14 protein-coding genes are annotated in these 15,629 nt (G+C 34.2%); 4 read left to right on the top strand and 10 right to left on the bottom strand.

Going from position 1 to position 15,629, the window contains the following annotated elements:
• Nucleotides 1–36: 36 nt before the first annotated feature.
• From BMY96_RS05430 to mnmA, 4 genes are read right to left on the bottom strand one after another with little or no spacing between them, the layout of a single operon-like run.
• Nucleotides 37–1,416, bottom strand: coding sequence for an MATE family efflux transporter (locus tag BMY96_RS05430; RefSeq protein WP_092850082.1), 1,380 nt, complete (start codon nucleotides 1,414–1,416; stop codon nucleotides 37–39).
• A 43-nt stretch (nucleotides 1,417–1,459) separates the two neighbouring features.
• Nucleotides 1,460–2,401 (bottom strand): NAD(P)H-dependent flavin oxidoreductase, encoded by a 942-nt coding sequence (locus BMY96_RS05425; protein ID WP_092850079.1) that lies wholly within the window; start codon nucleotides 2,399–2,401, stop codon nucleotides 1,460–1,462.
• On the bottom strand, nucleotides 2,401–4,026 hold the full coding sequence (locus BMY96_RS05420; protein ID WP_092850077.1) for a S8 family serine peptidase: 1,626 nt from the start codon (nucleotides 4,024–4,026) through the stop codon (nucleotides 2,401–2,403). Before BMY96_RS05420 ends, BMY96_RS05425 begins: the two co-directional genes overlap by 1 nt.
• A 26-nt stretch (nucleotides 4,027–4,052) precedes the next feature.
• Entirely contained in the window at nucleotides 4,053–5,240 is a 1,188-nt protein-coding gene (gene mnmA / locus BMY96_RS05415; RefSeq protein WP_092850075.1) for a tRNA 2-thiouridine(34) synthase MnmA, read from the bottom strand.
• 178 nt (nucleotides 5,241–5,418) lie between these two features.
• Between mnmA and BMY96_RS05410 the strand changes: the two genes are divergently transcribed.
• Nucleotides 5,419–6,402 (top strand): fasciclin domain-containing protein, encoded by a 984-nt coding sequence (locus tag BMY96_RS05410; protein ID WP_092850072.1) that lies wholly within the window; start codon nucleotides 5,419–5,421, stop codon nucleotides 6,400–6,402.
• A gap of 79 nt (nucleotides 6,403–6,481) precedes the next feature.
• Here the strand turns inward: BMY96_RS05410 and BMY96_RS05405 are convergent, their stop codons facing one another.
• The 3 genes from BMY96_RS05405 to pyrG all read right to left on the bottom strand — a co-directional run bounded on the left by BMY96_RS05405 (nucleotide 6,482) and on the right by pyrG (nucleotide 10,971).
• Complete coding sequence (locus BMY96_RS05405; protein ID WP_092850906.1) at nucleotides 6,482–7,186, bottom strand: toxin-antitoxin system YwqK family antitoxin; 705 nt, start codon at nucleotides 7,184–7,186, stop codon at nucleotides 6,482–6,484.
• Nucleotides 7,187–7,340: 154 nt separating this feature from the next.
• Nucleotides 7,341–9,227 (bottom strand): membrane protein insertase YidC, encoded by a 1,887-nt coding sequence (gene yidC, locus BMY96_RS05400; RefSeq protein WP_092850070.1) that lies wholly within the window; start codon nucleotides 9,225–9,227, stop codon nucleotides 7,341–7,343.
• A gap of 124 nt (nucleotides 9,228–9,351) precedes the next feature.
• On the bottom strand, nucleotides 9,352–10,971 hold the full coding sequence (gene pyrG / locus BMY96_RS05395; protein WP_092850067.1) for a CTP synthase: 1,620 nt from the start codon (nucleotides 10,969–10,971) through the stop codon (nucleotides 9,352–9,354).
• A 274-nt stretch (nucleotides 10,972–11,245) separates the two neighbouring features.
• On the opposite strand from pyrG, the gene BMY96_RS05390 reads away from it, so the two are divergent.
• Nucleotides 11,246–11,794 (top strand): DUF3124 domain-containing protein, encoded by a 549-nt coding sequence (locus BMY96_RS05390; RefSeq protein ID WP_217639586.1) that lies wholly within the window; start codon nucleotides 11,246–11,248, stop codon nucleotides 11,792–11,794.
• Nucleotides 11,795–11,831: 37 nt separating this feature from the next.
• On the opposite strand, the gene BMY96_RS05385 is transcribed toward BMY96_RS05390, so the two are convergent.
• Nucleotides 11,832–12,104: a hypothetical protein gene (locus tag BMY96_RS05385; protein WP_092850062.1), complete on the bottom strand. Its 273-nt coding sequence runs from the start codon at nucleotides 12,102–12,104 to the stop codon at nucleotides 11,832–11,834.
• Nucleotides 12,105–12,158: 54 nt separating this feature from the next.
• Entirely contained in the window at nucleotides 12,159–12,746 is a 588-nt protein-coding gene (gene folE / locus BMY96_RS05380; protein ID WP_092850059.1) for a GTP cyclohydrolase I FolE, read from the bottom strand.
• A gap of 176 nt (nucleotides 12,747–12,922) precedes the next feature.
• On the opposite strand from folE, the gene BMY96_RS05375 reads away from it, so the two are divergent.
• Nucleotides 12,923–13,585, top strand: coding sequence for an ABC transporter ATP-binding protein (locus BMY96_RS05375; protein ID WP_092850057.1), 663 nt, complete (start codon nucleotides 12,923–12,925; stop codon nucleotides 13,583–13,585).
• Here BMY96_RS05375 and BMY96_RS05370 read toward each other — a convergent pair.
• Entirely contained in the window at nucleotides 13,582–14,748 is a 1,167-nt protein-coding gene (locus BMY96_RS05370; protein ID WP_092850055.1) for an MFS transporter, read from the bottom strand. The two genes, BMY96_RS05375 and BMY96_RS05370, sit on opposite strands and share 4 nt — an antisense overlap.
• A gap of 74 nt (nucleotides 14,749–14,822) precedes the next feature.
• On the opposite strand from BMY96_RS05370, the gene BMY96_RS05365 reads away from it, so the two are divergent.
• Entirely contained in the window at nucleotides 14,823–15,608 is a 786-nt protein-coding gene (locus BMY96_RS05365; RefSeq protein WP_092850054.1) for a TIGR02757 family protein, read from the top strand.
• The last annotated feature ends 21 nt before the right edge of the window (nucleotides 15,609–15,629 follow it).

Genomic DNA, 15,629 nt, shown 5'->3' with positions numbered 1-15,629 from the left:
TTGTTTTTTAACTTTAAATACTCCAGACACTTTAGCTCACTTAAGACTTTTTCCAATTAACTTTTTTGTCAAATAGTTAAACCTTATATACAATAAAATTGAAGCCGTAGTTAAACCAGCCAGCAACCCTAACCAAATACCAAAACTTCCGTAAGCATCTTTATCACCTAAAAACCAACTTATAGGAAACCCAACTAACCAATACGATATAAATGTTATTACCGTTGGTATTTTTACGTCCTGTAATCCGCGTAAAGCGCCTAAAACAACCACCTGAATACTATCGCTTATTTGAAAAATAGCAGCAGCTATTAATAGGTTTGATGCAATACTTACCACCTCCATATTATCTGCATAATTTTCTGCGTCATTAAAATCGACATATATTCTTGGAAGGTAATCATGAAAAGCAAAGAAAAGCAAGGCAAAACAAAATGCTAGTAAGGTGCCCATTAAAAATAAAGAAAATGCAATACGCCGTAATTCTAAATACGCTTTTAATCCTTTTTGATTACCCACACGAATCATGGACGCTACACTTAATCCCATGGCAACCATAAAGGTCATAGAACTAAGGTTTAAAGCGATTTGATTAGCCGCTTGCGGATTTTTACCTAGTAATCCGCTTAGCCAAATAGCTGCGGTAAAAATAGCTACTTCAAAAAACATTTGCATAGCACTAGGTGCGCCTAAATTTAAAATCTTTTTAAGCATTAACTTATCGAGCACAAAAAACTTAATATTGGTAACAAATGCTTTCGATTTTTCTTTACCTTTTAATAAATACCATAGGTACCAAACCATAACTAACCTAGACACTAAGGTTCCGTAAGCCGCTCCTACAATGCCTAATTCTGGGAAACCAAACTTTCCAAAAATTAATACATAGTTTAAAACTATATTTATAATATTCCCTATTAATGTGGCATACATTGGGTATTTAGTCATGGATAAACCATCACTAAACTGTTTAAAGCCCTGAAACACAATTAAGGGTATTAGTGATACAGCTACATAATTAAGATAAGGAATAGCTAATTCGACCACCTCTACAGGTTGTTTCATTAAATACATAAGCGGTTTTGAAAAATAAACCAGTAAAAAAAGTAAAATGCCTAAAACGGTACATAAAAACAAACCGTGTTTAAACGCCGATTTTCCTTTTATAAAATCTTTAGAAGAATCTGCTTCGGCTATTAAAGGCGTTATGGCTGTTGAAAACCCAATACCTAAGGACATGGCAATAAACATAAAGCTATTTCCTAAAGATACCGCAGCAAGTTCTGCTGTACCTAATTGCCCAACCATTATGTTATCTACAAAACTAACAAAAGTATGTCCTAACATGCCCAACATTACGGGAGCTGCTAGTTGCCAATTGTATTTAAATTCTTTTGTGTAGTTACTAATTTGCATGTTGCAAAAGTAAACTTTACTTGATACTTAAAGTAAATTTCTTTTAAAGATTTGAGACGTTTTTTTTAGCCATTTCAAACGCCATTATAATATCTTGAACAATAGTAGCCACAGGCTTTATATCATGTATTAACCCTGCAATTTGACCAATTTCTAACTCTCCTTCTTCTAGGTCGCCTTCAAACATTCCACGTTTTGCTCTTGCTCGACCTAACAATGCTTTAAGTTGCTCTACCGTAGGCGCTGTTTTATATAAGTCTTGTACTTGATTGTAAAACTTGTTTTTAATTAAGCGCACCGGAGCTAACTCTTTTAACGTTAATTGTGTATCGCCTTCTTTAGCATCAACAACAACCTTTTTAAAATCTTGATGTGCCGAACTTTCATTACTAGCAACAAATCGGCTACCAATTTGTACACCATCGGCACCCAAAATCATGGTTGCTAACATGCCGCTACCTGTGGCAATTCCGCCAGCGGCTACAATAGGAATTTGTATCTGCTCCTTGACCATAGGAATTAAAGTTAAGGTCGTTGTTTCGTCTCTACCATTATGCCCACCAGCTTCAAAACCTTCGGCCACAATAGCATCAACACCAGCTTCTTGCGCTTTTAAAGCAAATTTGACACTGCTTACAACATGAACAACAGTTATACCGCGTTCTTTTAACCAAGCTGTCCACGTTTTTGGATTTCCTGCCGAAGTAAACACAATTTTAACACCTTCCTCAACTATAATATCCATTATTTCTTGAATGTTTGGATACAACATAGGCACATTAACACCAAAAGGTTTATGGGTTGCTTTTTTGCATTTTTGTATGTGCTCTCGTAAAACGTCTGGATACATAGATCCTGCTCCAATAAGTCCTAAAATACCCGAATTACTTGAAGCCGATGCTAATTGCCAACCACTATTCCAAACCATTCCTGCTTGTATAATGGGGTATTTAATTCCGAATAAAGTTGTAATTCTGTTTGCCATTAGTGCTTTATAATTTTGAAGGTTTTTGAAATAAAACTGCTTTCAACTCGAATAAAATATATACCATTAGCTAGTGCTGTTGTATTTATTTCATTTTGATAATACGTTATTTGAAAGCTATTCACTTCTTGTCCTAAAACGTCATATAACTTTACTGAAACTGTAGTATCCTCAGAAGGAAGTTCAAAAAACAACTTATTATAAACGGGATTCGGATAAATTTTAAAAGCATTATTAACCCCATTTTCTTTAACTGTTAAAGCACTATTTAAAGCCAATTCCAGATTAGGAATGCCATAGCCTAAAAAATAATCTGGTGTATTGTATTGTGATGCGGACTCCCTAACTAATTGCATAATTTCTTCATTTGTTTTCTCTGGTAAAGCTTGCCACAAACATGTTATTCCGCCAGCAATAATAGGCGAACTAAATGAAGTACCATTGGATGTGCCAATAACATCGTTTTCTGTAACCACAACACTAGCCAAACCTTGGGCCACCACATCTGGTTTTTGTGTTGGCTGTATAGCACTACCTACCGAACTAAAAGAAACATAATCTCCTGATGAATTTACAGCGCCTATGGATAAAACATTTGGAGAATCTGCAGGCGCTCCTACTCCATCATTTCCTGAGTTTCCTGCCGAAGTTACCATAAGTAAACCTTTTTCAAAAGCTATATTTGCACCTCGAGTTATGTAGGTGGTGTAGCCGTCTAAATCGGTATCAGCATGAGTATATCTTGTATAATTTGGTGCGTAATCTTTATAACCTAAGGAGGTATTTAAAATATCGACACCTAAACTATCGGCACGTTCGGCTGCTTCAACCCAATAACTTTCTTCAACTGGGTTTTCATTGGCGCTATCTTCGGTTATAAATAAATAATAAGAAGCATCAGGAGCCGTACCAACAAATTCATTTTCAATGTATCCAGCCATATTGCTTAGTACTAAGGTACCATGATTACTAGACGTACCCGTATATACATTAACATCTCTATTTACAAAATCGTAACTTCCTAAAAGGTTACCAGCATCTCGTAGTCTTTGAAACGCCGCCATAGTATTTACATTAGGAAAACCAGCATCTAAAATAGCAACTGTCATTCCAGAACCCGTATAATCTGCTAAGTGTAAAACATGACCATTAAACATTTCTATTTGATTGGCAGAATTGCCGTAATCGAAAGTAGTTATTGCACTTTCAAGCTTAAATTGCTTATTCTGTTTTTTGGTAACTACAGTATTTTTTGCGTTTAAACTTTTATCTGCAAAATCAATTCTACTTACAAAACTTAAACCAGTTAAAGCCTCAATATTGGTTTGAATACCTCGAACATGTACAGCATTAAACCATTTAGATTTAGCCAATACCGTTATACCCGCCGTATTTTTTAATTGTGCAATATAAGCCTCGTTAACGGGTACATCTCGTTCGTCGATGGTTACGTTATGCGCATTTTTTCTATCAATAGCCTTTTGGGTAAGTATAGAAATTGGATTAGCCAATGAAGCAGATACATTCTCTTTATCGGTAAGGTACACCCAAGCATCTTCTATTTGGGCAGATACATTATTAATAAGTAGAACAAATACGATAAATAGAATAGATACTTTTTTCATAACTCGAAGGCATTAGCTTTGCTAAGTTATGAAATTACTCCCGAACCTATTAATTCATCTTCAATATACCAAGCTACAAATTGTCCTTCGGTTATTGCAGACTGAAATTCGTTAAACTCTACATACAAGCCGCCATCTACTTTATAAAGCGTTGCATCCTCTAAAGCTTGTCGGTATCTAATTCTTGCTTTTACTTGCATGGTTTCGTCTAGCTTTAAAGCTAAATCTTCACGAATCCAATGTAATTCTTCATTACTAACAAATAATGCTTTTTTGTACAAACCAGGATGGGCTTTACCTTGACCGGTGTATATAATATTCTCTTCTACATCGGTATCAATAACAAACAACGGTTCTACTGTGCCACCCACACCTAATCCTTTACGTTGTCCTTTTGTAAAATAATGCGCACCTTGATGTTTACCTACTACTTTACCTTGATTAATATTATAATCAATTTTACGCGATAGGTATTCTAGTTTTTCTATTTCGGAATCAAATTGCGTTTTTACCTCACTATAAACGGCTTGCTCTTTAGGTACTTCTACAATTACACCCTCTTTAGGTTTAAGTTGTTGTTGCAAAAAATCTGGCAACTTTACTTTACCTATAAAACAAAGCCCTTGAGAATCTTTCTTTTCGGCTGTAACTAAATCTAGTTTGGTAGCTATTTCTCTTACCTCTGGTTTTGTTAATTCACCAATTGGAAATAATGCTTTAGATAATTGTTCTTGTGATAATTGACATAAAAAATACGATTGATCTTTGTTTCCATCAACACCTGCTAAAAGTTGATATACTTCTTTTCCGTCTTTCTGAATGGTTCCTTTTCTGCAATAATGACCTGTAGCCACGTAATCTGCCCCAAGATCTAAGGCTATTTTCATAAAAACATCAAACTTTATCTCTCTATTACATAGCACATCTGGGTTTGGTGTTCTTCCTTTTTCGTATTCATGAAACATATAATCTACAATACGCTCCTTATATTGTTCACTTAAATCGACGGTTTGAAATGGTATACCTAATTTTTCGGCAACCAACATAGCATCATTACTATCATCTAACCACGGACACTCATTAGAAATGGTAACCGAATCGTCATGCCAGTTTTTCATAAACAAACCAATAACCTCATAGCCTTGTTGTTGTAACAAGTATGCTGCAACACTAGAGTCTACACCTCCAGAAAGTCCAATTATAACGCGTTTCATTCTTAAAAAATTAGTTTACAAAGATACGTATTATTGTAAGATTGCAATGCGTTTAGCTTAAATGTTAAAGGCTAAGGAAATTCGTTTTGTTTTATTTTTTATAAAAAAACATAAACAAAACAGAAATTGTGTTTAATTATTTTATATATTTGTTAAACAAAACTTAAACACAAACATTATGAAAATCTTAAATCCTTTAAAAAAAATAACTTTAGCCTCAGTGCTTTTAATAGCATTTAGCTCTTGTAGCGATGATGACGACAATACTCCTGAACCACCAATGCAACTTAATATTGTAGAAACAGCGCAAACTGTAGACGACTTAAGTATTTTAGTTGATGCTGTTGTGCAAGCTGGATTAGTAGATGCCCTAACTGCAGATGGAGACAAAACTGTTTTAGCTCCAACCAATGCCGCTTTTACAGCGTTTTTAGCTGATAATGGTTTTAATTCACTATCTGAAGTTCCAAACGATGTATTAACCCAAGTGTTATTAAACCACGTAATTGCAGGTACCAACATTACCTCTGCAGACCTTTCTGGAAATACAGGATATACCAACACTTTAGCCGATGGACCAAGCGGAACAAAATTAAGTTTATACTATGATGGAACAGCAGGTGTTATGTTTAATGGTGGCGCCGAAGTAACCCTACCGGATGTAATGACTACAAATGGTGTGGTTCATGTTATCGATCAAGTTATAGCGTTACCAACCATAGCAACATTTGCAACTACAAATCCTGCATTATCTATTTTGGTAGATGCATTAGCGTATGCCGATTCTGGTGCCCCAACCGTCCCTTACATTGAAACAGTATCCAATCCAGATGCAGGACCTTTTACTGTTTTTGCTCCTACTAACGATGCTTTTGTAGATTTATTAGCAGAATTGGAAGTGGACGCACTTACAGAGATTGAAACGAGTACTGTTGATGCCGTATTATTACACCATATAGTAAATGCAAATGTACAATCTAGTGCTTTAGCAACTGGAGAAGTAGGTACACTTGGTGGTCCAATTATGGCCGATACCTCTACGTTTACACTTACAGATGGTAATGGAAGAATGAGTAACATTATTACAACCTTAGTAGATATTCAAGGTGTAAATGGTGTGGTACACGTCATTGACAAAGTAATACTTCCTGCTGCGGAATAATATAGTTTGGTTTGTTGATTGTAGATTACAATTAGAATTATTACTAAAAGTGGTCTATGAAAAAGGACGCCTTAAGAAATTAAGGCGTTTTTTTTATGTATTTTGGTTTATATGTAAAGTCTTTTTCATTGGTAAGTTTACCGTTTTCGTAGTACTTCCAAACGCCATCTTTTTTACCTCGTTTATAACGCCCTTCGGAAAGTAATTCACCTTTAGGATTATAAAATTTGGCCTCTCCATGTAACTCGCCGTTTTCATACACATAGCTTTTTAGCACTACATTTTTTTCTGACAACCACAGAGATTCGCCATCTAGTTTACCGTTAACATAATTTTGCTTTTCGGCTATTTGCCCGTTAGGATAATACACCAAACGCTCCCCTATTAAAGCGCCATGGTCGTTATAATGTTCCAGAATAAGTAATTGATCGGAGTTTTTTTGGTAATACTTCCAAGTGCCAATATAGGTTTTACCATCCATTTCTCCCTTACTAATCACCCTTCCGTTAGACGCTAAAAAAGTGACTTCTGCTTTCTGGTTAGTGTCATTAAACAACTTAGTAGCAGACAAAATGCCTTTCTTTTTATAATACTTATAAAACTTAAACAAACCTATTTCCTTGCCATGAGCAAATTGGCCTTCGTACCTTAAAACATCTGTACCTTCAAATTTCTTTTGCCAAACACCATGACGTTTTCCGTTTTCGTCAAACTGATTTATAGTTTGCCCAAACATAAGCCCACTTAACATTAAGAAGAAAAATAAATTATAACCTGTTTTCATGTTTAAAATTTTAATTTTATCGCTTTCGCGGAAATTATACTCCACTAACGCATAAACTCTAAATTTCTTATAACAAAAAAGCTGCCAAAATGATTTCTGACAGCTTTTTTAATTTAATAGTATCTACAAGAGCTTAAAAACCTTGCAGTAAAGATTATTTACGCTTTTGCTGCGCTTGTTTTTGTTTTTCGGCTTGTTCCATCATTTCAGCCATTTTTTTCTGAAAACGATTTTCCTTTTTAGGCTGCTTCTTCTTTTCTTGAATTTGAGCATGAATCTTATCTTCATCAAGAATAAAGTTTTTAATTACTAAAATAATTCCAATACTAATAACATTAGAAATAAAGTAGTATAAACTTAAACCAGACGCATAGTTATTAAAGAAAAACAACATCATTATTGGCGAGAAGTACATCATATACTTCATCATTTTTGCCATATCTGGCATGCCTTCTTGCTGTGGTTGCGATTGCATATTTTGTCCTGTAGTTAGTCGCATATAAAAGAATATGGCTATAGACGCTAATATTGGAAATAAACTTACGTGGTTTCCATAAAAAGGTATATTAAATGGCAAGTCTGCAATAACATCGTAAGACGATAAATCGTTAACCCAAAGGAAAGATTTCTGTCTTAAATCGAATGCCGATGGGAAAAACTGGAATAAGGCATAAAACACGGGAAGCTGAATTAAAGCTGGTAAACATCCTGCCATAGGGCTAGCTCCTGCTTTAGTTTGCAACGCCATTGTTTCTTGTTGCGCTTTCATTTTGTTATCCTTATACTTTTCGCGAATAGCATCTAATTCTGGCTTTAAAATTTTCATTTTTGCCTGAGATAAAAACTGCTTGTATTGCACAAACGACAATAAGAACTTCACTAATACTGTCATGACAACAATAGCAATTCCGTAAGACATGTACCCACCTAAAAACCCAAATAAAGGCATAAAAATATAACGGTTAATCCAACCAAAAAGTCCCCATCCAAATGGCACTAATTCGTCTAGATTTCTGTCGTATGCATTTAATACTTTAAAATCACTTGGTCCGTAATACCAATCCATGGTTTGGTTAAACTCACCACCTTGTAATTCTAAAGGAATAGAAGATGCAAAACTTTTAGTAAACACGGTATCTATTTCTTCGTCTTGTACTAAATTTTCAGTTTTAACTTTTACATTCTTAAATTTATTATCTGTTAATAATACCGAAGAAAAGAAATGCTGTTTGTAACCAATCCAAGATACATCTTCAACATCATCCTCACCATCTCTGGTATAATCTGCCTTACCATCTTCGTAATCATAATGCAAATCGGTATATCTATTTTCATAAGAAATACTTTTTGCATGTCTGAAACCTTTTAATTTCCAATCTAAATTAATGGCTTGCGAACTATTAATAACAGAGCTTAAGCCTTGAGAACGGATAGCAAAATCTATCATATAATCGCCCTCTTTAATCTCGTAACGGTATTCTAAAAACTGACTTTCGGAAACTTTAAGTTTCATAGAAACCACAGTTACATCGCCATTTTTAGTAACTTTTGGTACAAATGGTAAATCTTTAGTATTTAGAATTCGGCTATCTGTTGTTCCGAAGTTTATATTAAAGGATGCATTATTATCCTTAATCATATAAATTGGAATAGAATCGTAATCTACAAATTCCTTTAAACGTACTTCTGAAAGAAAACCACCTTTGTTGCTAAATTTAAGTGCAAATAAATCGCTTTCAACAACTGTTTCTTTATCATTAGATTGCGCTGCAGAATAAGCAAATGCACCTAATTTGTTTTTTAACTGAATCATTTGAAGCGAATCTACACCAGAACCAACGGCGTAATCTGCTGCAGTAGTCAATAAAGTATCATCTTGAGCTTTTGCTTTTTGCTCTGCCTCTACCTGCTCTTGTTTTGCTTTTTCCTGAGCTTCTAGTTCTTCTGGCGTAGGTTGATTTTGCCAAAGCATGTAGGCTAATATTCCGAAAATAAGCACAAAGCCAATAATCGAATTAATATCTAATTTCTTTTCTTCCATGTGTTAGTTATAGTGATTTTAGTCTATTGATTGCTTAACCATCCTTCAAAAGGATTCATATCCTCAAGAATTCAAAATAAGCTATCAAATAGCTATCCAATCTTACAATTGTGCCATAGTGGCATTATTTACTCTTTTTTTTATGATTTAGTGCTGCTTTAACGAAAGCCACAAATAAAGGATGCGGATTAGCAACGGTACTCTTATATTCTGGGTGATATTGTACCCCAATAAACCAAGGATGTTCAGGTACTTCAACAATTTCTACTAAACCTGTATCTGGGTTTAATCCTGTTGCCAACATACCTGCAGCTTCAATTCTTTCTTTGTAGGCGCCGTTAAATTCATAACGATGTCTATGACGTTCTGTAATGCTTTCGGCTTTATAAATATCGCGAACTTTACTACCCATTTTTAAATCGCAAGCCCAAGCACCCAAACGCATGGTACCACCTTTATCGGTAATATTTTTTTGATCTTCCATTAATCCTATTACTGGATTAGCAGTAGTCGTATCCATTTCGGTTGACGCCGCATCTTTAATACCCAATACGTTTCTTGAAAATTCTATAACCGCCATTTGCATACCTAAGCAAATTCCTAAAAACGGAATATTATTTTCTCTAACAAACTGTACTGCATCAATTTTACCATCAATACCACGTTCGCCAAAACCGGGAGCTACTAAAACACCGTCAAGATGTCCTAATTTTAATTTTGCATTATCTTTATTTATGTATTCTGAATGTACCGATTCTACATTTACCTTTACCTCATTAACCGCTCCAGCATGAATAAAGCCTTCTAGGATAGATTTATAAGAATCTTGTAACTCTACATATTTACCTATTAAACCAATAGTAATTTCGGTTTTAGGATTTTTATGACGATGCACAAATTCATTCCATTGATCGATATCTGGTTTGGTACTTTTAAGTTTTAATTTTTTAAGCACCACTTTATCCAAGCCTTCTTCAAGCATTAAATTAGGTACATCGTAAATGGTTGAAGCATCTATAGATTGAATTACAGCCTCTTCTTTAACGTTACAAAACAATGCTAATTTGCGGCGTAAATCGCTAGGCAAATCATGCTCTGTTCTACACACTAGAACATCAGCTTGCACACCGCTTTCCATTAAAGTCTTAACACTATGTTGTGTAGGTTTTGTTTTTAACTCACCCGCAGCCGATAAATAAGGCACCAATGTTAAGTGTATAACTATGCCATTGTTTTCTCCTAAATCCCAACGTAATTGACGAACAGCTTCTATGTATGGTAAGGATTCAATATCACCAACGGTACCACCTATTTCGGTTATTACAATATCATAATCGCCAGATTTCCCAAGTTTTTGAATACGCTCTTTAATCTCGTTAGTAATATGAGGAACGACTTGAACCGTTTTACCTAAAAACTCACCACGACGCTCTTTTTCAATAACACTTTGGTAAATTCTACCTGTAGTTACGTTATTAGCCTGACTTGTTGGTCTGTTTAAAAAACGTTCGTAATGTCCTAAATCTAAATCGGTCTCTGCCCCATCTTCGGTAACATAACATTCGCCATGTTCGTAAGGGTTTAAAGTTCCTGGATCGACATTTATATAAGGATCTAATTTTTGGATGGTAACCCTATAGCCTTGAGCTTGAAGTAATTTAGCCAGAGATGCTGCTATGATACCTTTTCCTAATGATGATGTAACCCCACCGGTTACAAATATGTATTTTGCTGTAGTTGTCATGTTGCGCTTATAAACGCAGGCAAATTTACAAAATTAAAATAGTTATTTAAGTGGTACTTGTTAACAATTTTTGAAAGATTGAATATTGGAATTATTGTGGATATACTTTATTCTCTAATTAATTTACGGCAACTATATTAAAAGTCATTACACCCCTATAAAACAAGGCTTTACAGCCGATTTTAATTTTACCCGAAAAACAAATTTATATTTAACCCTTAAAAATAAGTTGAATACTAGTATTTTTATAAAAATTCTTAAAATGACTTACAAGATGAGAATCTTATTTTTCTGCATACTAACATTGATTTTAAATTCCTGCCAAAACCAAAATCCGAATCTTAATAAATCGGGAGAAGACGAATTAAAGTCTCTTGAAGTTGAACAAACTTTAGATAAAGACCTTGTAAATTTTAAGGATCTTATTTATGTTCCTATATATTCGGACATATATATTGATAACAATAACCCAGAACATTTACTTGCTGCTACCTTAAGCATTAGAAACACAAGTATTAATGACACCTTATATATCTCTAAAATAGATTATTATAATACCGGAGGAACCTTGGTGAAAAATTATATAAACAACACCATTATATTAAACCCCATGGCAACTGTTAACTATGTTATTGAAAAAGAAGATACTAGCGGTGGTTCTGGCGCTAATTTTATTGTAGAAGTAAGTGCTAAAAACCGAAACACAAGACCATTAATTCAGGCTATTATGATTGGGCAATTTAATAATAAGAGCTTCTCGTTTTCAACCGATGGCTATTCTATAAGTGATAAAACCCCTGCGCTAAAAACCGATAAAAAATAATTAGTATATCTAATTACAACAGCTTAAATCTGATGTTTTAAACTTCAAGAATGGTTTCTTCTTCCTTTTGAAATACATAGGTTAAAAGCCACATAATAGTAAAGGTTGGAATAACATCAAACCCTGGAATAATTTCTTCTATAAACGAAATGACACCAGCTACTTTACCTTTGGTACCTTTATACATTTTACTCATTAAATACCCAGATGCTGGTGCCCAAATAATATCGAATATGGTTAACATACCAATGGCATCAAACACTAGACTAAGCCCGAGCTTTTTATATTTACTTAAATTTTCTAAATTCATAATTGTTTCTTTACTAAGACTATAGCAAGAAACATACCAAATTTAAAAAACGAATTACTTTCCAATAAGCTTTAAAAACTCATTTCTAGTTTCAATTTTTTCAAACTGACCTCTAAAACCAGAAGTTGTTGTGGTAGAATTTTGCTTTTGTACACCACGCATCATCATACACATATGCGAAGCCTCAATAACAACTGCAACACCTTGTGGATTTAGGGTATCATTTATACAATCTAAAATTTGTTGAGTTAAGCGTTCTTGCACTTGTAAACGTCTTGCAAACACATCAACAATTCTAGGTAATTTACTTAAACCAACAATTTGCCCATTAGGAATATAAGCGATATGCACCTTACCAAAAAATGGTAAAATATGGTGTTCGCAAAGCGAGTACAATTCAATATCTTTTACAATTACCATTTCGTTATAAGACTCCTTAAACATAGCGCCTTTAAGAATCTCAACCGGATCTTGATCGTAACCTTGGGTTAAAAACTGCATTGCTTTTGCAGCACGCTCTGGTGTTTTTAACAAGCCATCACGACTAGTATCTTCACCTAAATCTGTAATAATTTCTTGGTATTTATTTTTAACATTATCAGTAACATCATCACTGTATTCCTCAAAACTCTTATATGGCATAATTAATTCTATAAAGTCAACTTGTTTGTGCAAGTTTATTGTAAAACAAAATAATATTTAAATATAAGCATAAAATAGAATTCACAATTAAATCTTCTATTAATAAAACATATTCGTCAATAAACATTTGCTATAACCGTATTAAATAGTAATTTCACGTCTGTTATTTATTTTAGATGATACAAGCAAAAAACATTCATAAATACTACGGCGATTTACAAGTTTTAAACGGTGTTAACCTGCAAATTAATACAGGCGAAATAGTTTCTATAGTTGGAGCTTCGGGTGCCGGAAAAACAACCTTATTGCATATTTTAGGTACTTTGGATAAAGCTTCGGTTAAAGCAGATTCCCAATTACTTATAAACAACACCAATATAACAACGCTTAAGGACAAAGCTTTAGCTAAGTTTAGAAATGAGCATATTGGGTTTATATTTCAATTTCATCAATTACTTCCTGAGTTTACAGCCATTGAAAATGTGTGCTTACCTGCATTTATAAAAGGCACAAAAAAGACCGATGCCGAAAAACGTGCCAAGGAACTCCTAGATTTTTTAGGATTATCGCATAGATACAACCATAAACCTAACGAACTTTCGGGTGGTGAGCAACAGCGAGTAGCAGTAGCACGCGCTTTAATAAATAATCCAGAACTCATTTTTGCCGATGAACCTTCGGGTAATTTAGATAGCGAATCTGCCGACAATTTACACAACCTCTTTTTTAAACTACGTGATGAGTTTGGTCAAACCTTTGTAATTGTAACACACAATGAAGATTTGGCAAATATGGCCGATAGAAAATTAGTAATGGTTGATGGTAATATAATAGACTAACTTTTATTGTAAAGCGCATACAACCCTAAAACGGGACCAATAGCCAATACTAAAAACAGATACTTTACCTCTACCTCGGTTTGTAAATAATTTAAAAGCTGAATACTTATAATGGTAATAGCAAAACCAATAGAGTTAACAATAGTTAATGCTGTACCTTTAGATGCCGCGTCTACATTTTGAGCCACTAAAGTTGAAAACAATGGCGAATCTGCAATAACAACCATTCCCCAAAACATTAAAAATAGCAGAAAAGTAATTTCTGAATTTATCATAAAAAAAAGCGGCGAAACCAAACAGCATAAGCCAGATAAAGCAAGTGCCGTGGCGGCAACTTTTTTACTAGAAAAACGCTGCGATAAATAACCAGAAATTACACAACCTAAACTTCCAATGGCAATGCTATAAAAACTGTACAACGGAATATTAAAATCTGCTGTATTATGGTAACTAGAATACGCCTTTAAAAATACAGGCACAAAAGCCCAAAAAGCATATAACTCCCACATATGTCCAAAATAACCAAAAGCTGCACTTCTAAATGTTTTAAGTTTAAAAACCTTGTAACACATAGATACATCAAATTTAGGCAAGGTTTTTTTATAAGGCCCATCGGGAACTAATAAAACCACTAAAACACCACCTAAAACAGCTAAACCAGATGTAACATAAAGCATATGTTCCCAGAAAAACAAACCTGGAGCCCCTTTTAATACATGCGGAAAAGCGGTTCCTAACACTAAAGCACCAACTAAAAAACCTAGCGATTTACCCAAACCTTTCTCGAAATAATCGGATGCTATTTTCATGCCCACTGGATAAATGCCTGCCAGAAAAAAGCCGGTTAAAAAACGAAGTGCTATTAAACTTAAAAGCGTGTGCGAACCAAAGGCTATTAAAACATTAAAAAATGCGGCTAATATAGCGCTAACAAAAAACACCTTGGATGGCGAAAAACGATCGGCAATAGTTAAAATAGCAAATATAAAAGTGCCTGCAATAAAACCAAATTGTAGTGCCGAAGTTAAATTACCTAAGGCCAACGGGTTTAAATTAAAGCTAATTACCAAATCGCCAATAATGGCATTACCTACAAACCATAAGGATGTACAAAAAAATTGGGATAATACAATTATGGGTAAAATTGCCTTTTTACTTGTCATTTAGCACGAATTCTTTTTAATAAGCTATTAAGTCTCTTATTTATTCAACTAATTACATTTATTTTTGTTGAATTATGAAGGAAAAACAAATAAAACTTACCCAGGCAGAACTTAAAGAGTTTTTAGACGCTAAAGTTTTAGAGTATAACAACCCTAAGTTTATTGAAAGCGACCCGATACAAATACCGCATAAATTCAGAAAAAAAGAAGATATTGAAATTTCGGGGTTTTTAACCTCTACCATTGCCTGGGGAAACCGGAAAAGCATAATTAATAACGCCAATAGGTTAATGGATTTGCTAGATCACTCACCTTACGATTTTGTTATAAACCACGAAGAAACCGATTTAGACAGACTTGCGCCTTTTGTACACCGCACGTTTAACGGACAAGACTGCATACAGTTTATAAAATCGTTACAACATATATATTTAAACCATGGTGGATTAGAATCTGTATTTGCTAAACATGCCGAAAAAGACTCCTTACAGCTTGCTATATCGAAGTTTAAATCTGTGTTTTTTGAGATTGAACATTTACAACGTACCAAAAAACACGTTAGCGACCCGTTAAAAAAATCGGCTGCAAAACGTATAAACATGTTTTTACGTTGGATGGTGCGAAACGATAAAACAGGCGTTGATTTTGGAATTTGGGATAGCCTGTCGCCCAACCAACTATCTTGCCCATTGGATGTACACTCGGGCAATGTAGCTAGAAAATTAGGTTTACTAAAACGCAAACAAAACGATGGTGTTGCTTTAACTGAGCTTGATACGGCATTAAGAAAATTAGATGCAAACGACCCTGTTAAATACGATTTTGCTTTATTTGGTTTAGGAGTTTTTGAAGGTTTTTAACGCAATGTAATTTACTCTACA

It is taken from the genome of Algibacter pectinivorans (assembly GCF_900112595.1).
GTDB lineage: Bacteria > Bacteroidota > Bacteroidia > Flavobacteriales > Flavobacteriaceae > Algibacter_B > Algibacter_B pectinivorans.
This window is presented reverse-complemented; position numbering and strand designations above follow the sequence as displayed.